This window comes from Geodermatophilus sp. SYSU D00663, assembly GCF_054050655.1.
In genome coordinates, this window is sequence record NZ_JBJGZT010000005.1 from 114,519 (window position 1) to 132,796 (window position 18,278).

Here is an 18,278-nt window from a genome sequence, read left to right on the forward strand (position 1 = left end):
GCCGGCCGTCAGTCCCGGCGGGGACGGCGCGCCGCGAAGTCGTCGGCGATCTGGTCGAAGGTCGTCCAGCGGACGCCCTCGTGGGCGTTGACGTGCTCGATGAGCCGCTCGAGCATGAGGAGCACCTGCGGCCGGCCGGACACGTCGGGGTGCACGGTGAAGGTGACCACCGCGTAGTCCATCTCCCGGTGGACCCAGTCGAACTGGTCCTGCCACATCTCGCCGAGGTGGCGGGGGCTGACGAAGCCGTGGCTGTTGGGGCTGGCCTTGATGAACATCATCGGCGGCAGGTCGTCGAGGTACCAGTTCGCCGGGATCTCGATCAGGTCGGTCTCCCGGCCCCGGACCAGCGGCTTCATCCAGGTGCCGGCCGGCCGGGAGTAGTCGATCTTCGTCCAGCTGTCGCCGACCCGGACGTAGTAGGGCTCGAAGTCCCGGTGCATGAGCGAGTGGTCGTACTTGATGCCGCGCTCGAGCAGCAGCTCGTTGGTGACGGGGGAGAACTCCCACCACGGGGCGACGTAGCCGGTGGGACGGCGGCCGGCGCGCTCCTCGATCAGCTCGATGCAGCGGTCGAGCACCGCGGACTCCTGCTCGCGGCTCATGGCGATGGGGTTCTCGTGGCTGTAGCCGTGGACGCCGATCTCGTGCCCGGCCGCCACGCAGGCGTCGAACTGCTCCGGGAACGTCTCGATGGAGTGGCCCGGCCAGAACCACGTGCTCGGCATCCCGTTGCGGCGGAAGAGCTCGAGCATGCGAGGGACGCCGACCTCGCCGGCGAAGACGCCGCGCGAGATGTCGTCCGGCGAGTCCTCTCCGCCGTAGGACCCCAGCCAGCCGCCCACCGCGTCGACGTCGACGCCGAAGGCGCAGAGGATCTCCTTGGGCATGCACCTCTCCTCTCGGGTTCCCCGGACCGCGACCTGCAGCCGGGGTCGTTCCTGCCGGCCGGTGCCGGTCAGCCGGCGGTCCGGGCCCGCCACCCGGCGCGGACGGCATCCGGGTCCCGGTCCAGCCCCAGCAGGACGGCCAGCAGCACCCGCGCCTGGGAGGGCCGCAGCAGGCCGGCGGGGAGGGCGCCGGCGGCGAGCAGGTCGGTGCCGCCGCCGTTCCCGTAGAGGGCGGCGACCGGGCCGGCCGCCACCCGCGTCGAGGTGACGACGACGACGCCGGCGTCGGTGAGCTCCCGGACGGCCCGGCAGACGACGGGGTTGGCGTTGCCGGCGCCCGTCGCCTCCAGGACGATCCCGCGGGCGCCGGCCGCCGCGAACGCGTGCAGCGCGGTGGCGTCGGCGTCGGGGTGGCAGGCGACGACGTCGACGCGGACACCGGACAGGTCGACGCGGGCGAGGTCGAGGGGAGCGGAGCGGCGGGCCGAGCGCTCGAGGAGGAGGGCGCCGTCCCGGACCCAGCCCAGCGGACCCGCGTCCGGCGCGGTGAAGGTGTCGGCCGCCAGCGTGTGGCCCTTGCGCGTGCCCCGTGCCGGGAACACGTGCCCGCCGAAGGCGATCAGGACGCCCTGGTCCCGGGCGGCCGGGCTCGCGGCGACGGTGGCCGCGTCGGCGAGGTTGCGCGGCCCGTCGCTGTCGGGGGCGTCCGCCGGCCGCTGGGCGCCGGTGAGCACGACCGGCCGGGGATCGCCGTGGACGAGGTCGAGGAGGAAGGCGGTCTCCTCGGTGGTGTCCGTGCCGTGCGTGACGACGACCCCGTCGACCTCCGGGTCGGCCAGCTCGCCGGCCACCGCGGACGCGACGGCGTGCACGCGCTCGAGCGTCATCAGGTAGCTACCGACCCGCAGCACGTCCCGGACCCTCAGGCGGACGCCGAGGTCCCCGGCCAGCCGGGCGACGAGGTCGGCCCCGCCGTCCTGCGCCGTCGACACCCCGCTCGCGTCGGCGCGGGTCGCGATCGTGCCGCCGGTCGCGAGCACCGTCACCAGGGACATGGGGAGACCTCCCGGACGCAGGTGTCGGGGACCGGGACGGGGTGCGCTGACGCCGCGTTCCGTGCGCCGGGACGCGGCGTCGGCGCACACGCTCCCGGCCGCTAGACCGCCGTGGCGGTGACGAACGTGCAGACGCCGTCGCCGGAGGTGGCCCGCTGCCGGATGCCGAGCAGCCGCAGCACCGCCATCTCCACGCGGTAGGCCAGCCGCATGGGCCCGGTGTAGAGGGTGTCGCCGGCGGTGGTGACCTCGATTCGGTCGAACCCGGCCAGCCGCACGTGCTCGGTGAGCATCCAGTCCGGCAGCAGCGTGATGTGGCCGGGGGAGTGGTAGTGGCTGGGGCCGAAGATGTAGGGCGCCCCGCGCAGCAGGGTCAGCAGCCGCGAGTGGGGGTGCGTGACGTTGGGGGTGCTCACCAGCAGCCGGCCGCCGGGGCGCAGCAGGGCCCGGATCGAGCGCAGCACCTGCCGCGGGTTCTCCACGTGCTCCAGCGTCTCCACGCACACCACCAGGTCGAACGGGCCGCGGGTCTCGTCGGTCCAGTCCGGGTCGTCGAGGTCGAGCCGGGCGATCCACTCGTGCGGCGGGTCGAGGTCGGTGGGGACGACGTCGACCCCGGCGTCGCGCAGCCGCAGCGCCAGCGCGCCGCAGCCGGAGCCGACCTCGAGCACCCGCCCGCCGTCGGGGAGCAGCGTCCGGACCAGGCTCGCGGCGTACTCGTGCACGCCGGGGGCCGCGTGGATGCCGTGCCCCTGGTAGGTGCGGACGGCGGCCGTGCGGCGGCCGTCGCGGTGCTGGACGTCGGTCACCCGTCCACCCTGGCATCCCCACGCCCGTCGCGCAGACGTCACGCCGGGCACCACGGTGTGTCATCGACGAGCCACCCGTCGGTCACCTCGGTCCTGAGGATGGGTCGGGGCCGGACCGCTCCCCGCGGCCGGCCCTCCTGTCGCCGCTCCCCGAGGAGAGACGTGTCCGGTCCGCACCACCACGACCACCACCACGGCCACGACCACGACCACGGGCACGACCACGGGCACGGGCCCGCCGCCTGGACGCCCTACGGCGACGTCTCGGTCCCCGACCGGGACCTCTCGCCCGGCGACCTCTCCCGCCGGCGGTTCCTGCAGGCGGCCGGGGTCCTCGGTCTGGCGGCCGGCGCGACGGTGGCCGGCGCGCCCCGGACCGCCCAGGCCGCCCCGCGCGGGGGCAGCGGCGGCGCCGCCTCCTACACCTGGCTCAACGGGGACCACCACGTCCACACGCAGTACAGCTCCGACGGCCTCTACACCGTCCGCCAGCAGGTGGAGCAGGCCCGGCGCAACGGCGTCGACTGGATGGTCGTCACCGACCACGGCTCGGCCACGCACGCGCGCCTGGGCGTCGACCTGGTCAACCCCGACATCCGCGCCGCCCGGACGGCCCACCGGGACGTGCTGGTGTTCCAGGGGCTGGAGTGGAACATCCCGGCCGCCGAGCACGGCACCGTCTTCGTCGTCCCCAGCAGCGAGGAGGTCGCCGTCCTGCGGGAGTTCGAGCAGCAGTTCGACGGCTCCCTCGGCAACACGACCGAGGACCGCGCGGTGGCCGGCATCCGGTGGCTGGGCCAGCAGATGACGAACCGCCGCACCCCCAACGCGCTCTTCCTCGCCAACCACCCCGCCCGCAACGGCATCGACTCGCCGCACGAGCTCCGCGCGTGGCGCGACGCCGACCCGCGGGTCGCGATCGGCATGGAGGGCGCGCCCGGGCACCAGGCCGCCGGCATCCCGGCGCCGGAGGGCCCGGGCGAGGCGCGCGGCTACTACGGCAACAGCCCCCGGCCCGACAGCTTCCCCGGCTACCCCCTCGAGTCCTACCGGACCTTCGGCGGCTTCGACTGGATGACCGCCAAGGTCGGCGGTGTGTGGGACTCGCTGCTGGCGGAGGGCCGGCCCTGGTGGATCACCGCCAACTCCGACTCGCACTCGGTCTACCGCGACCAGCTCGTCCGTCCCGCGGGTGCGGACTCCAGCGAGTGGTTCACCGCCAACGGCCGCTACGGCAACCCGGTGGACGGCGGCGTCCCGCAGGTCGGCCGCGGTGACTTCTTCCCCGGCCACTACTCGCGGACGTGGGTGGGGGCGGCGAGCCGCGACTACGGCGCCGTCATGGACGGCCTGCGGGCCGGGCGCGCGTTCGTCGTCCACGGCGACCTCGTCGACGCCCTCGAGGTCAGCGTCCGGGGCGACGGCGGCGGCGACGCACCGGCCACCCTGGGCGAGCAGCTGCGCGTGGGCCCCGGCGAGAATGTGCACGTGCAGGTCCGGATCACCCCGCGCCGCCGGCCCAACGCACACGGCGACCTGCCGGTCCTGCGCCGGGTCGACCTGATCAGCGGCCCGATCACCGGCCCGGTGGCGGACCGGGACACCCAGACGGCGCCGGAGACCGCCGTCGTCGAGTCCTTCGAGGTCCGCGGCAACGGGCAGGTCGTGGTCAACCACGTGTTCCGGCGGGTCGACCGCCCGTTCTACCTGCGGCTGCGCGGGACCGACGGCAACTTCTCGGCGCCCGGCAGCATCGAGCCGCGGCAGGACCCCGACGGCAACAGCGACCCCTGGACCGACCTGTGGTTCTACTCGAACCCGGTGTTCGTCACCGTTGGCTGAGTCCCGCTCCGGCGACTGCTGGCTCGCCGTCTGCGGCGACACGGGCACCTCGCCGGCCGCGCTGGCCGAGGTCGAGCACCGGCTGCTCGACCTCGGCCGGCGGGTCGGCGCCACCGAGGTGGCGACGCACGTCGTGCGGTCGGCCGGCGGCAACCACCACGCCGGCTCGCTGCGGGCTCCCCGCTCGGCGGAGCTCGCAGCCGCCGTCGCGGCGTGGGCCCGCCCCGGGGACGCGGTGGTGGTCTCCGGGGACGCGGACGCCCCGCCGGCCGGGGACCCCGGGCACGTCGAGCACGCGGTCGCAGTCGGCCGCGCGCACCGGGAGCGGGCCTCCGGCCGGCTGGTCCGCTTCCCCGGCCAGGAGGACCTCCCCGGCCGGCTGCCGCTGGCCGAGCTGACCACCCGGTCGGCGGTGCAGGCGGTCGACCTCGTCGGCGTCGCCGACGACCCGGGCCTGGTCCTGCGGACGCGCGGGCACGTGCGCCCGGAGTACCGCGACGGCGTCCTCGTGCTGCCGGTGGCCGCGTCGGGCGACGGCGAGGTCGTCCCGTTCGAGTCCCCGAGACAGCGGGACTGCTGCAGCGACCACTGAGGGACGGGAGCCCGAGGCGGGCCCGCGGTCGCCGGCCGGGTGCGGCGGCGTCCTCGGGAAACCGGACCGGCGGCACGTCCCGCGGTCGTGGCCAGGTCTGCCACCCGGAGGGTCCCGCGGGGCCCGTGGACCGACAGGGGCCATGGGCTCTGCCCACCGTGCGCGGTGACGGGAGCAGCCGCCCGGGCGTGCGGCAGGTGGTGGCAGGGCCGTGGGTGCGGGGAGCGGGCCCGGGCACCCCGCGACGGCGGGCGACACGGTCAGCGGCTGAACACCGCCGCCTGCTCCGCGCACAGCTCCGCCAGGGCCTGCGGCGCCGACCGGCACAGCCGCGGGAAGGCGAGGAACCCGTGCGGCATGCCGACGTACTCCGTCAGCCGGACGGGCACGCCCGCGTCCCGCAGCACCGCGGCGTAGCGCACGCCGTCGTCGCGGATGGGGTCGTGCTCGGCCACCTGGACCAGCGCCGGCGGGAGGCCCGCGTGGTCGGTGGCGAACAGCGGCGAGGCGTGCGGGTGGTGCGGGTCGCCGTCGCCGAGGTAGTGGTCGCGGAAGGCGCGGCAGTCGGCGCGGGTGAGGATCGGCGCGTGGGCGTTCTCGTCGATCGACGGGCTGCTCATCGTCAGGTCGACCGACGGGTAGACCAGCCCCTGGTGGGCGATCCGCGGGCCGGAGCGCTCCCGGGCCATCAGGCAGACGACGGCGGCCAGGTTGCCGCCCGCGCTGTCGCCCATCACCGCGACCCGCTCGGGGTCGGCGCCGAACTCGGCGGCCCGCTCCACGACGTCGGTCAGGGCGGCGTAGCAGTCCTCGGCCGCGGCCGGCCAGCGGTGCCCGGGCGCGAGCCGGTACTCGACCGAGACGACGACGGCGCCGACGGTGGCGGACACGCTGCTGCACAGCCAGTCCGCGGAGTCGAGGTTGCCCAGCGTCCAGCCGCCGCCGTGGAAGTTCACGACCAGCGGCAGGGGGCCGGTGGCCCACTCCGGCCGGTACGTGCGCACGGGCACCTTGCCGGCCTCGCCCCGTGCGGTCCCGTCGGTGAGCCGCACGCCCGGTGCCACGCCGCCGAGCAGCAGGTCGGTCACCGGGTTGTGCGGGACGCGCCGCTGCTGCGCCCTGCGCAGCCGCTCGCCGTCCATCCGCGTGATCGACGTCCGCGCGAGCAGCCGGCCCAGCAGCCGAACCCTCAGGTCCATCCGTGCCACGTGTCCTCCTCCGTGTGGTGCCGATGAGTGGTGCGCCGTCCGCCGGTCTCCCCGGCATGACGTACGAGACGGTCGCCTCGGCGGACGGCACCCGCATCGCCTACGAGGTCTGCGGGTCCGGGCCGCCGCTGGTCACCGTGTGCGGCGCGACGTGCGACCGCGCGCTGATGCGCCCCACGGCCCGGGCGCTCGGCGAGCGGTTCACGACGGTCGACTACGACCGGCGGGGCCGCGGCGACAGCGGCGACACCCTGCCGTACGCCGTCGAACGGGAGGTCGAGGACCTCACCGCGCTGGTCGACGCGGTGGGCGGGCACGCGTCCCTCTACGGGCACTCCTCCGGCGCCGCCCTGGTGCTGCGCGCCGTCGGGGCGGGGCTGCCGGTGGACCGGTTCGTCCTCCACGACCCGCCCTTCGCCCCCGACGACCCCGCGTTCCGAGGCGAGAGCCGCACCTTCGCGGCCGGGATCCTGGACCTGCTGGCCGCCGGGGAGCGGGACGAGGCGGTGGACCGGTGGTGCCGCGGCACCGGGATGCCCGGCGAGGTGGTCGACGCGATGCGGGCGACGCCGCGGTGGGCGGAGCTGCTGGCCCTCGCCCCGACCCTCGCGTACGACCTGGCGGTGCTCGACTCGGTGCGGACCGGCGGCGCGGTGCCCGAGGACGTCGCCCGCCGCGCGGCGCGGCCCGGGCTCGTGCTGGTCGGCGGCGACAGCCCTCCGTTCATGCAGGAGGTGGCCCGGCGGCTGGCGGACCTCCTCCCGGCGGGCGCGCTGCGGGTGCTCCCCGCCTCCGGCCACGTCGTCGCTCCCGAGGTCCTGGCGCCGCTGGTCGCGGACTTCCTCCGCGGGTGAGGTGGTCCGCACCGGTCAGGGCTCGGCGAACCAGGCGGAGCCGAGGCCGGGGACCAGCAGCAGGCCGTCGCGGACGGGCAGGGGCCCGTCGCTGCCGTGCACCTGCGCGAACGTGCCGAACCCGGTGACGGTGTCGGCGTCGATCCGCTGCGGGTGCGGCGAGAAGTTGGCCACCCCGACGAACGTGCCGCCGCGCGGGTGCCGCCGCCGCCAGACCAGCACCGCGTCGTTGCCGACGTCGACCACCGTCGACTCCACCCCGCCGCGCAGCGCCAGCAGCGACCGGCGCACCTCCCCGAGCCGGCGGATCCCGGCCCACACCCGGCCCTCCAGCGTGGTCGGGTCGCCGCGGCGGGCCGCGGCCGCCCAGTCCATCGGCGGGCGGTGCATCCAGCGGTTGTCCGGCGCCCGCTCGGGCTCGGCGAGGTAGGAGCTGTCGTTGCGCAGCGCCAGCTCGTCGCCCATGTAGAGCAGCGGGACCCCGCCGAAGGCGTAGGCGACCGAGTACAGGAGCAGCAGCCGGCGCACCCCGGCGTCGAGGGCGACCGGGTCGTCGCGGTCGAGGGCGTCCTCGATGCCGCACAGCGACGCCGCCGACCCGGAGATCCGCGCGTCGCCGGTGACCGGGTTCTCCTGGAACAGCGCGCCGCGGGCGAAGGAGCCGGGGAAGCGGCCGGCGTAGAAGTCGTTGAGGAACCGGCGGTGGGCGAACCCGTCGAGGCCCACGGCGGCGGCGTCCTCGTCGGTGACCGCCCAGCCGATGTCGTCGTGGCCGCGCACGTAGGTGCACCAGGTGGTCGTGGGCGGGATCGGCCGCATCCGGCGCAGCGCCTGCCGGGCCAGCCGGACGTCCTGGGTGGCCAGGCTGCTCCACAGCAGCACCATGAGCGAGTTGTGGTAGGCCAGCTCGCACTCGGGCCGGTAGCGGTCGTGGCCGCCGAGGTAGGCCACCAGGTCGTCGGGGGAGACGATCGCCTCCGCCTTGAACACCACGCCGGGAGCGGCCAGCCGGGTCAGCGCGTGCAGCAGCTGCAGGAGGGTGTGCCCCTCGGGCTGGTTCTGGCAGCTGGTGCCCAGCCGCTTCCACATGAACGGGACGGCGTCCATCCGGAAGACGTCGACGCCGCGGTTGGCCAGCCAGGCGATCTCACCGGCCATCGCCAGCGTCACCTCGGGGTTGGTGTAGTCGAGGTCCCACTGGTACGGCCAGAACGTCGTCCACACCCAGCCGCCGGCGCCGCCGAGCGCCTCGGGCACCCAGCTGAACGAGCCGGGGGCCCGGTCGGGGAAGACCTCCGGGATCGTCGCGTCGTAGGCGTCGGGCATCTCCCGGTCGGGGAAGGCGGTGTAGAAGCCGGCGTACGCGGGGTCGCCGGCCAGCCAGCCCTGCGCCCAGGGGTGCTCGCGGGCGGTGTGGTTGAGCACGAGGTCGATGCACAGCGCCATCTCCCGCTCGTGCAGCGCGGCCGCGACCGCCTCGAGGTCGGCCATGGTGCCCAGCCGCGGGTCGACCGCGCGGTAGTCGGCCACCGCGTAGCCACCGTCGTTCTCGCCCTCGCGCGGGCGCAGCAGCGGCATCAGGTGCAGGTAGGTGGTGCCCAGCTCGGCGAGGTGGCCGAGCCGGCCGGGCAGCTCGGCGAGGGTGCCGCAGAACCGGTCGACGTAGCAGACGTAGCCCTGCACCCGGGCCCGCTGGAACCACGCCGGGTCGATCTCCCGCCGCCGGTCGATCCGCCGCAGCGGCTCCGGGCGCTCGGCCGCCGCGGCCAGCGCGGCGCGCAGCCCGCGGGCGAACAGGTCGTCGGCGGCGTCCCCGTACAGGACGGCCAGCGGCTCGTGGACGTCGTGCAGCGCCAGGTCGGCCCGGGCCAGGAAGGCGTCCGCCTCCGCCTCGCCCAGGACGGCGACCGCCTCGTCGGCGAGCCGCGGCCGCAGCGCCGCCCACGCCCGCCGGGCCCCGGCCCGCAGCTGTTCGGCTCCCGGCTGCTCGGCTCCTGGCTGCCCGGCCCCCGCGCTCATGGACCCTGCGTAGCGTGTCCGGGCCGCACGTGCACCCGGGCGACCCGGGCGGAGGGGGGGCGGGTCGACCGTGCGCCGCCGGCGACGCCAGACTGGCGCCCGTGATCTCCTCCCTCCCCCCGCTCCGTGACTGCCCGACGGACGGCCGTCGGCGCCGGCGTCCCGGAGTCCTGAGGTGAGTCGCGCACTGGTCCTCGGCGGCGGTGGCATCGCCGGGATCGCCTGGGAGATCGGGCTGCTGTCCGGGCTGGCCGAGGCCGGGGTCGACGTCCGGGACGCCGACCTGGTGGTGGGCACCTCGGCCGGCTCGATCGTCGGCACGCTGCTGCGCACCGGTCACGACCTCGAGCAGCTCCACGCCGCGCAGCTCGGCCCGGTGCCGGCGACCGAGCGGGCGGTGCAGTTCGACGGGGCGGCCTTCTTCGCCTCGTTCGCCGCCGCGCTGGCCGGTGCGACCGGCGAGCAGGACGCGCGCGCCCGGATCGGCGCACTCGCGCTGCGCGCGCAGACCGTGCCCGAGTCCGAGCGGCGCGCGGTCATCGGCGCGCGGATCGGCGCACCGGAGTGGCCCGCGCAGCGGCTCGTGGTGACCGCCGTCGACACCGCGGACGGGGAGTTCCTCGCCGTCGACCGCGACACCGGGTTCCCGCTGCTCGACGCCGTCGCCGCGTCCTGCGCGGTTCCGGGCGTCTACCCGCCGATCACGATCGGGGAGCGGCGGTTCATGGACGGCGGGATGCGCTCGGCGACCAACGCCGACCTCGCGGCCGGCTGCGACACGGTGCTCGTGGTCGCGCCGATGGCGGGGATCGCGGGCAGCCCGCTGGGCCCGTCGCTGGACGACGAGCTGGCGACGCTGCGGCGGGAGGGGAAGGCGCACCTGGTGCTCGCCGACGAGGCCGCGGTGCGCGCCTTCGGCACCAACCCGCTCGACCCCGCCACCCGTGAGCCCTGCGCCCGCGCCGGCCGCGCCCAGGCCGCGCGCGTCGCCGACGAGGTCCGCGCCTTCTGGGGCTGACGTCCGGCGTCGGGTGGTCACCTGCCGGGGTCACCGCAGGCCGGTGACCCCGGCAGGTGACCACCCGGTGGGCGGTGAGCGGCCTCAGCCGGGCAGGACGCGGACGGCGAGCACGGCGACGTCGTCGTCGGTGCGGCCGGGCAGGGCGCGGGTGAGCAGCCGGTCGCACAGGGCGTCCGCGGCCAGCCCGGACAGCCCGGACAGCGCCTCGGCGGCGGCCGCGAGACCCTCGTCGATGCCCTGCCGGCCGACCTCGACCAGCCCGTCGGTGACCAGCACCAGCGTCTCGCCGGGTGCGATCGCCGCCTCGTGGTCGCGGCGCAGGCCGGGCTCGTCGGTGCCGAGCAGCCGCTCGGGCGGGGTCTCGAGCAGCCGCACCGCGTCGTCGGCACCGAGCACCAGCGGCGGCAGGTGACCGGCCGACGACCAGCGCAGCAGCCGGCCGGAACCACCGGGCGCGGGCGCCAGGTGGGCGACCAGCGCGGTGGCCAGCGTGCCGACGTGCAGGCCGGCCAGCACCCGGTCGACGCGGTCGAGGGTCCGCGCCGGCCCGTCGGGGGAGTCGTAGGCGAGCGTGCGCACCGCGCTGCGCAGCTGCGCCATCGCCGCGGCGGCCTCGACGCCGTGCCCGGCGACGTCGCCGATGACCAGCACCGTGGTCCCGTCGGGACGGGGGAACGCGTCGTACCAGTCACCGCCGACCAGGTGCTGCGACACCGCGGGCCGGTAGCGGACGGCGACCTCGAGGCCGGGCGGCTGCGGCGGCGGGGTGAGCAGGCTGTGCTGCAGCGTCTCGGCCGCCCGCAGCTGGCGGCCGTAGAGCCGGGCGTTGTCCAGCGCCAGCGCCCCGCGGCGGGCGACCTCGACGGCGAGCGCGACGTCGGCGGGCCCGGCCGGCGGCCGGTCGCCGCACCGGACGAGGGACAGGACGCCGAAGCCCGAGCCGCGCGCCTGCAGCGGGACGAACAGGCTCGACCGGGGGTCCAGCCGCTCCCAGGCCGCGCGCACCGGACCCTGGGGCAGGGACTCCGGGCCGAGGTCCGCCTCGATGCGCTCCAGCTGCACGGGCTCGCCGGACGCGAGCGCCGAGGCGAGCGCGGCCTGGTCGCGCGGGGCGGTGACCCGCCCGGCGAGGTAGGTGTCGACGTCGTCGAGGCGCCGGGGGTCCCGGTGCGCGCGGGCGGAGCTGCCAGGGGCGCCGTCCCCGGCGAGCAGGGTGACGGTGGCCCAGTCGGCGAGGACCGGCACGACGAGGCGGGCGAGCTGGTCGGCCGTGGTGCCGGTGTCCAGGCTCTGCGTCAGGGACTCGGTGACCTCGGCGAGGTAGCGGTAGCGCTCGACGTCACCGGTCCCGTCGTCGCTGCTCACCCCGGCTCCGTCCCGGCTCCCCGTCCGCAGGCGCCGGGTACGGAGCGTACGGCAGCGGTCACCAGCCGAGCCCGCGCCGGCGCCGCACCCGAGACGCCGGCGAGGGGTGCCGCGGCTGTGCGGCGGGGGGCCGGGGGCCACACTGGGGGAGGAGACGGGAGGGGACATGACGACGGCGACCATCGGCGCGGCCGACTTCCCGGCGGCGGTGTCCGCGCCGGGCATCGTGCTGGTCGACTTCCGGACGTCGCGGTCGGGCAGCAGCCGCGCGTTCACCGCGGTGTTCGACCAGGCCGCGGCGCGGCACCCGGACCTGCGCTTCACCGCCGTCGACACCGAGGCCGAGGCCGCGCTGGCGGCCGAGCTGGGCGTGCGGTCGGCGCCGACGCTGCGGGTCTACCGCGACGGCGTGCTGGTCTTCGCCGAGCCGGGGTGGATCCCCGCGGACTCCCTCGACCTGCTGGTCGAGACGATCCGCGCGCTCGACATGCCCGCCGTCCGGGCGCTGTACCCGGAGCCGATCGACTGAGCGCGGACGCCGCCGCCCGCGAGCGGTGGCGGCGGAGGTCAGGCCCGGCGACCGACGGGGCAGGGCGTGCCCGCCGCCGGGGCGGCGGCGACGGGGGACCGCCCGCCCGCCCTGCGCCGGTGCCCTGCCATGCGTGCGGGAGCGTCCGGGGCGCCGTAGCCGTCGTAGCGTCCCAGTCGCTGGACCACCAGGAAGAAGACCCGGTCGCCGACCAGCTCGGTGGCCACGTGCAGGTAGCCGCCGTCCCCGTCCTCGTCGTACATCAGGCCGTGCTCGCGGACGACCGCCAGCAGGTCCGGGTCCGGGTCGAGCCGGGTCTCCAGGTCGTCGGCGTAGTTGACCGGTGGGGGCAGCAACGGGGCACCGGCCGCGCGCAGCGCCCGGACCGTGGCGACGACGTCGTCGGTGGCGAACGCGACGTACTGCGGTTCCGGGACCTCGGACGCCCACTCACCGCGGCGCAGGACCGGCACGGTGAGCGCCAGCCGCACGGCCCGGTCCGGGCCGGCGATCCCGCGGGTGCGCAGGAGGCCCGACGGGCCGGGGACGTCGGCCTCGCCGTGCGCCTCCAGCCCCAGGACCGCGCGGTGGAACAGGGTGGTCCTCTCGACGTCGTCGGGCGTCACGGTGAGGCCGACGTGGTCGATGCGGGTCAACCCGCTGCCGGCCCCCGGCCGCTCACCCGTCGGGACGAAGCCCTCCGACGCGGGAGGCGTGCACCGGATCTCCGTGCCGTCGGGTGCGGCCACCGCCCAGGACCCGGTCCCGGCGGCGCCGGAGCCGCGCTCCGCCACCGGGGCGCCCATCGCCCGCGCCCGCTGGGCCGACCGGACGGGATCGGTGCTCGCGACCCCGAGGGAGGTGAGGGCGACGGCGCCCCGCCGGGACGGCTGGCTCCGCCGGGAGTCGACGAGCAACCGGGCCCCGCCCTGCTCCCACACGGCGACGGGCTCGGTCCGGGAACGGGCGGTGCGGGTGAAACCGAGCGAGGTGAGGACCTCCGAGAGCCGGGACGCGGAGGTCCCGTCGGCGGTCAGCCCGGCGAACGACCAGCCGGTCAGGTCCGGTGCCGGAGGGGGCAGGAGCGCGCCACTGCCCGGGTGGTCGCGCGCCACCACCTCCTCCAGCCACCGCAGCGAGCGCATGGCGTCGGCCGCCGTGCAGGTGGGTGCGGACGAGCGGTGGACGTCGTTGAAGGTCTCGAGCGACAGCGGCCCGGTGTAGCCGGCGGCGAGGACGGCCCCGAGGAACCCCGGCAGGTCGAAGGCCCCCTGCCCCGGGAAGAGCCGGTGGTGGCGGCTCCACTGCAGCACGTCCATCCGCAGGTCGGGCGCGTCGGCCAGCTGCACGGAGAAGATCTTGTCGCCGGGGACCGCGGTGATGCCGGCGACGTCCCCGTCCCGCGCGAAGACGTGGAAGCTGTCCAGGCACAGTCCCAGCGCCGGGTGACCGGCCCGGCGGACCACCTCCCAGCTGCGCTCCCACGTGGAGACGTGGGTGCCCCACGCCAGGGCCTCGTAGGCGACCCGGAGCCCACGCCGCTGCGCCCGGTCGGCCGCCTCGGCCAGCTGGGCGGCCAGCCGGTCGAGGTCCTGCACCGCGTCGGCCGCGACGGACGAGACGACCAGGAGCGTCTCGGTGCCGAGGGCGGCCACCACGTCGAGGGTGCGCTCGACGCGGCGCAGGTTGCGCGCGAAGCGGTCCGGATCGGTGGAGTCCAGGTCGCGGAACGGCTGGAGGAGGTCGATCGACAGGCCGAGGTCCGCACAGCGGCCGGCCACCTCCGCCGGTGTCCACGCCGCGGACACCAGGTCCGGCTCGCACAGCTCCACGCCGTCGAAGCCCGCCGACGCGGCCGCGTCGAGCTTGTCCTCGAGCAGTCCGGACAGACAGACCGTCGCGATCGACCGGCGGCGCCGGGTGATCGACTGCACTGGAGCGGTCACTCAGGACCGCGGGCCGGGGAGGTGGTCGAGGGACGGCGCACCGTCGGAGGATGACCGCTGGTCCTCCGCGCAGCAAGGCGGTGCCACACCGGACCGCCCGCTCGGGGGACGTGCCAGGCGCCCGGTCAGCCGGCGAGGACGACCACGAGGGTGCGCGGGCCGTGCACGCCCTCGACCCGCTGCAGCTCGATGTCGCTGGTCGCCGACGGGCCGCTGACCATCGTCAGCGGGGCGACCGGGTCCAGCCGGGCCAGGGCGTCGGGCACGTCGGGCACCACCTGCGCGGCCTCGACCACGCAGACCAGGACGTCGGGCAGCAGGGACAGCGCCCGGCGTCCCGACAGCGGCGCCCCGTCGAGCACCAGCGTGCCGGTCTCGGCGACCGCCGTCGCCACGCCGGTGAGCGTCGCGGCGAACGCGGCGAGCTCCACCGCGGGCCCGCCGTCGTCCTCGGCCGAGCCGGAGGGCCGCCAGGCGGCCGGCACCCCGGGGGCGACGACGACACCGGCCGGGTCCCAGCCGGTGCCCAGTGCCGTGTCGAGCGCGCGGACGACGGTCGCCGGGACGTCGGCCGGCGCGCACCGGAGCACCGTGGCGCGGTAGTCCTCCACCCGTTCGGCGAGCAGGTCCAGCAGCTCGGCCGCCGGCAGCTCGCGCGGCGCCGGCACCGGCGGGACGGCGACCGACGGCCGGTCGGTCCCGAGCGCCGTCCGGATCCGGCCGAGCACCTCCTCGCGCGCGCTCACCGGCCGTGCTCCTCGTTCCACTGCTGCACGAACGTCCTCCCCGGCGGGGTGGGCAGGTCGCGGGTGCGGGTCCAGGCGCTCGCCGGCGGCGGCAGCGCGGCCGGGAGCGTCGGCTTCCCCCGGGCGAACAGCCGTGCGAGCCCGGCCGCGCGCTGCGCGAGGTGCCACAGCCGCGGGTTGCTCATCACCCGCGACAGCCCGCGGAAGGCGACCGCCTCGGCGGTGGGCCGCTCCCCGTCCCTGGCGACCGCCTCGACGTGCTCGGCGCGCAGGTGCACGAGGATCGACGGGATGTCGATCGCCACCGGGCACACGTCGTAGCAGGCGCCGCACAGCGACGACGCGTACGGCAGCGAGGCGTTGTCCTCGACGCCGGTCAGCTGCGGGGACAGCACCGCGCCGATCGGGCCGGGGTACACCGAGCCGTAGGCGTGCCCGCCGGTGCGCTCGTACACCGGGCACACGTTCAGGCAGGCCGAGCAGCGGATGCAGTGCAGCGCCTCGCGGCCCACCTCGTCGGCGAGCACCGCCGTCCGGCCGTTGTCGAGCAGGACGAGGTGGAACTCCTGCGGCCCGTCGCCGGGGGTCACGCCGGCCCACAGCGAGGTGTAGGGGTTCATCCGCTCTCCGGTGGAGGAGCGGGGGAGCAGCTGCAGGAAGACGCCGAGGTCCTCCCACCGCGGCACGACCTTCTCGATGCCCATGACGGTGATCAGCGTCTGCGGGAGGGTCAGGCACATCCGGCCGTTGCCCTCGCTCTCGACGACGGCGAGCGTGCCGGTCTCCGCGACGGCGAAGTTGGCCCCGCTGACGGCGACCCGGGCGCGCAGGAACCGCTCGCGCAGGTGGGCGCGGGCGGCCATCGCCAGCTGCCGCGGCTCGTCGGTCAGGCCGGGGTCGACGCCGGGGATGGTGCGGCTGAAGATCTCGCGGATCTCCGAGCGGTTCTTGTGGATCGCCGGCACGAGGATGTGCGACGGCGTGTCCTCGCCCAGCTGGACGATCAGCTCGGCCAGGTCGGTCTCGACCGCGCTGATCCCCGCGGTCTCCAGCGCCTCGTTGAGGCCGATCTCCTGGGTGGCCATCGACTTGACCTTGACCACCTCGTCGCTGCCGGTGGCCCGCACCAGGTCGGTGACGATGCGGTTGGCCTCGGCGGCGTCGCGGGCCCAGTGCACCGTGCCGCCGCGCGCGGTCACCTGCCGCTCGAGCTCCTCGAGGTGCTCGTCGAGCCGGGCCATGGTGGCGGCCTTGAGCGCCCTGCCGGCCTGGCGCAGCTGCTCCCAGTGCGGCACCTCCGAGACGACGGCGGCGCGCTTGCCGCGGATCGTCGTCGTGGCCCGGCCGAGGTTGGCGCGCAGCTGCCCGTCGCGCAGGGCCGTGCGGGCGGCGTCGGGGAACGGCTGCGTGCCGCGCAGGTGGCCGACGCCCCGGGGAGCGGTCGGCAGGCCGAGGAACGTCGTCCCGGAGCGGGGGGCGCCCGGGGCGAGCGGCGTCGCGCTCACGCCGGGACCGCGGGGGCGGTGGTCTGGTCGGGGCTCACGTTCTCCTCCGTCGAGGCGAGGATCTCGGCCAGGTGCACCGTCCGGGTGCCCGAGCGCAGCCGGGACAGCCCGCCGCCGATGTGCATCAGGCAGGAGGCGTCGCCGGCGGTGCACACCTCGGCGTGCGTGGACAGCACGTTCGCCATCTTGTCGGTGAGCATCGCCGTCGAGGTGTCGGCGTTCTTCACCGCGAAGGTGCCGCCGAACCCGCAGCAGGACTCCGCGCCGGGCAGCTCCACCAGCTCCAGCCCGCGGACGGCGCGCAGCAGCCGCAGCGGCCGGTCGCCCACCCGCAGCAGGCGCAGCGAGTGGCAGGTCGGGTGGTAGGTGACGCGGTGCGGGTAGTAGGCGCCGACGTCGGTCACGCCGAGCACGTCGACGAGGAACTGCGACAGCTCGTGGGTGCGCGCGGCCAGGGCCTCCGCCTCGGCGGCCAGCCCCTCCTCGCCCGCGCGGCGGGCGACGGCGGCCTGCTGGTGGTGGATCGAGGCCACGCACGACCCCGACGGCGCCACGACCGCCTCCGCCCCGGCGAACGCCCGCACGTGGTTGGCCACGATCGGCACCGCCTCGCGCCGGTAGCCGGTGTTGACGTGCATCTGCCCGCAGCAGGCCTGCGTCGGCGGCACGACCACCTCGTGGCCCAGCCGCTCCAGCAGCCGCGCGGTGGCCAGGGCGACCTGCGGCACCACCGTGTCCACCAGGCAGGTGGCGAACAGCGCGACCCTCACGGGGTCCCCTCTCTGTCGCGGAAGACCATGCTCGACTCGCGGACCACGAGCGTCGGCTCGAAGACCTCCTGCACGTGCACGTGCCCCTCGCCGCGCGCCTCGTCCAGCAGCAGCTCGGCGGCCCGCGACCCCAGCGCCGCCCGCGGCTTGCGCACCGAGGTCAGCGGGACCGCGGCGGCCGCGGCGAAGTCGATGTCGTCGTAGCCGACGATCGCGAAGTCGTCGGGCACCCGCACGCCCTGGCGGACCATCTCCTGCAGCACGCCGAGGGCCAGCAGGTCGTTGGCGCACACGGCGGCGGTGGGCCGGCGGGCGGCGGGCAGCCCGACGATGCGGGCGGCGGCCTCGCGGCCGCCGTCGACGGTGAGGTGCTCGGGGGAGAGGACCAGCAGCGCGTCGTCGTCCCCGGTGGCCTCCCGGACGGCGGCCACGACGCCGGCGTGCCGCTCCTGCACCTGCGGCAGCCCGGAGGCACCGCCGATGAAGGCGATCCGCCGGTGCCCGCGCTCGAGCAGGTGCTCGGCGGCCAGCCGGCCCCCGAGGACGTCGTCGACGGCGACCGCGCACTGGTCGGGGCCGGGCGCGCGCCGGTCGACCAGCACCACCGGCACCCCGCGGCGGCGCAGCGAGTCCAGGTGCGGCGACAGCTCCGCGGTCGGGGTGATGAGGACGCCCTGCACCCGCTGCTCGGCGAGCACGTCGAGGTGGGCGGCCTCCTTCTCCGGGCGGTCGTCGGAGTTGCACAGGATCACCGCGAGGCCGGCCGGGTCGACGACGTCGTCCACGCCGCGCGCGACGTCGGTGAAGAACGGGTTGGCGATGTCGAGGACGACCAGGCCGATGGTCCGGCTGTGCCCGGCGCGCAGGTGGCGGGCCGACTCGTTGCGGACGAAGCCGAGCGCGGCGATCGCGTCGAGCACCCGCTCGCGGGTCGGCCCGCTCACCACCTCGGGGCGGTTGAGCACGTTGCTCACCGTCCCGACCGAGACGCCGGCCTGCTCGGCGACGTCGCGGATGCTCACCGGCACGGCGTCTCCTCAGGGGGTCGGGGCGGGTGACGGGGGACACCGTCCGGCAGCGATGGTCGCCCGTCCACTGAAACGTGTCAAACACCGGTCACGGGCCGG

Annotated in this window: 16 protein-coding genes; 5 read left to right on the forward strand and 11 right to left on the reverse strand. The window is 76.3% G+C overall.

The annotated features are described in order from the left end of the window. Positions 1–8 precede the first annotated feature (8 nt). The 3 genes from ACI79Z_RS05675 to ACI79Z_RS05685 all read right to left on the reverse strand — a co-directional run bounded on the left by ACI79Z_RS05675 (position 9) and on the right by ACI79Z_RS05685 (position 2,754). Positions 9–890, reverse strand: a complete 882-nt coding sequence (locus tag ACI79Z_RS05675) for a polysaccharide deacetylase family protein (protein ID WP_456902001.1) — start codon at positions 888–890, stop codon at positions 9–11. 68 nt (positions 891–958) lie between these two features. Then, positions 959–1,945, reverse strand: coding sequence for an asparaginase (locus ACI79Z_RS05680; protein ID WP_387985117.1), 987 nt, complete (start codon positions 1,943–1,945; stop codon positions 959–961). A gap of 101 nt (positions 1,946–2,046) precedes the next feature. Further along, positions 2,047–2,754: a class I SAM-dependent methyltransferase gene (locus tag ACI79Z_RS05685; protein WP_387985114.1), complete on the reverse strand. Its 708-nt coding sequence runs from the start codon at positions 2,752–2,754 to the stop codon at positions 2,047–2,049. Between the two features lie 162 nt (positions 2,755–2,916). On the opposite strand from ACI79Z_RS05685, the gene ACI79Z_RS05690 reads away from it, so the two are divergent. Then, positions 2,917–4,596 carry a CehA/McbA family metallohydrolase gene (locus ACI79Z_RS05690; protein WP_456902002.1) on the forward strand — a complete coding sequence of 560 codons (1,680 nt, stop codon included), beginning with the start codon at positions 2,917–2,919 and terminating at the stop codon, positions 4,594–4,596. Then, positions 4,589–5,188 carry a hypothetical protein gene (locus ACI79Z_RS05695; protein WP_456902003.1) on the forward strand — a complete coding sequence of 200 codons (600 nt, stop codon included), beginning with the start codon at positions 4,589–4,591 and terminating at the stop codon, positions 5,186–5,188. Before ACI79Z_RS05690 ends, ACI79Z_RS05695 begins: the two co-directional genes overlap by 8 nt. Before the next feature lie 260 nt (positions 5,189–5,448). Here ACI79Z_RS05695 and ACI79Z_RS05700 read toward each other — a convergent pair whose 3' ends face one another. After that, complete coding sequence (locus ACI79Z_RS05700; RefSeq protein ID WP_387985108.1) at positions 5,449–6,387, reverse strand: alpha/beta hydrolase; 939 nt, start codon at positions 6,385–6,387, stop codon at positions 5,449–5,451. A 65-nt stretch (positions 6,388–6,452) separates the two neighbouring features. Between ACI79Z_RS05700 and ACI79Z_RS05705 the strand changes: the two genes are divergently transcribed. Further along, the gene (locus tag ACI79Z_RS05705) at positions 6,453–7,250 is read left to right on the forward strand and encodes an alpha/beta fold hydrolase (protein ID WP_387985105.1); all 798 of its coding nucleotides are present in this window, start codon (positions 6,453–6,455) and stop codon (positions 7,248–7,250) included. 15 nt (positions 7,251–7,265) lie between these two features. On the opposite strand, the gene ACI79Z_RS05710 is transcribed toward ACI79Z_RS05705, so the two are convergent. After that, positions 7,266–9,269, reverse strand: coding sequence for an alpha-amylase family protein (locus ACI79Z_RS05710; protein ID WP_456902004.1), 2,004 nt, complete (start codon positions 9,267–9,269; stop codon positions 7,266–7,268). Between the two features lie 175 nt (positions 9,270–9,444). Here ACI79Z_RS05710 and ACI79Z_RS05715 point away from each other — a divergent pair, with 175 nt between their 5' ends. Next, entirely contained in the window at positions 9,445–10,287 is an 843-nt protein-coding gene (locus ACI79Z_RS05715; RefSeq protein ID WP_387985100.1) for a patatin-like phospholipase family protein, read from the forward strand. An 84-nt stretch (positions 10,288–10,371) separates the two neighbouring features. Here ACI79Z_RS05715 and ACI79Z_RS05720 read toward each other — a convergent pair whose 3' ends face one another. After that, complete coding sequence (locus ACI79Z_RS05720; RefSeq protein WP_456902005.1) at positions 10,372–11,655, reverse strand: PP2C family protein-serine/threonine phosphatase; 1,284 nt, start codon at positions 11,653–11,655, stop codon at positions 10,372–10,374. A gap of 166 nt (positions 11,656–11,821) precedes the next feature. Between ACI79Z_RS05720 and ACI79Z_RS05725 the strand changes: the two genes are divergently transcribed. After that, positions 11,822–12,184 (forward strand): thioredoxin family protein, encoded by a 363-nt coding sequence (locus tag ACI79Z_RS05725; RefSeq protein WP_387985094.1) that lies wholly within the window; start codon positions 11,822–11,824, stop codon positions 12,182–12,184. 38 nt (positions 12,185–12,222) lie between these two features. Here ACI79Z_RS05725 and ACI79Z_RS05730 read toward each other — a convergent pair whose 3' ends face one another. From ACI79Z_RS05730 to ACI79Z_RS05750, 5 genes are all read right to left on the reverse strand, one after another. Further along, a complete protein-coding gene (locus ACI79Z_RS05730) occupies positions 12,223–14,130 on the reverse strand; it encodes a TIM barrel protein (RefSeq protein ID WP_456902006.1) in 1,908 nt (635 codons plus the stop codon). A gap of 125 nt (positions 14,131–14,255) precedes the next feature. Beyond that, the gene (locus tag ACI79Z_RS05735; RefSeq protein ID WP_456902007.1) at positions 14,256–14,876 is read right to left on the reverse strand and encodes a LutC/YkgG family protein; all 621 of its coding nucleotides are present in this window, start codon (positions 14,874–14,876) and stop codon (positions 14,256–14,258) included. After that, positions 14,873–16,381, reverse strand: coding sequence for a LutB/LldF family L-lactate oxidation iron-sulfur protein (locus ACI79Z_RS05740; RefSeq protein ID WP_456902008.1), 1,509 nt, complete (start codon positions 16,379–16,381; stop codon positions 14,873–14,875). Before ACI79Z_RS05740 ends, ACI79Z_RS05735 begins: the two co-directional genes overlap by 4 nt. Next, complete coding sequence (locus tag ACI79Z_RS05745; RefSeq protein WP_387985081.1) at positions 16,378–17,151, reverse strand: (Fe-S)-binding protein; 774 nt, start codon at positions 17,149–17,151, stop codon at positions 16,378–16,380. Before ACI79Z_RS05745 ends, ACI79Z_RS05740 begins: the two co-directional genes overlap by 4 nt. After that, entirely contained in the window at positions 17,148–18,173 is a 1,026-nt protein-coding gene (locus ACI79Z_RS05750) for a LacI family DNA-binding transcriptional regulator (protein ID WP_456902009.1), read from the reverse strand. Before ACI79Z_RS05750 ends, ACI79Z_RS05745 begins: the two co-directional genes overlap by 4 nt. Positions 18,174–18,278: the final 105 nt, after the last annotated feature.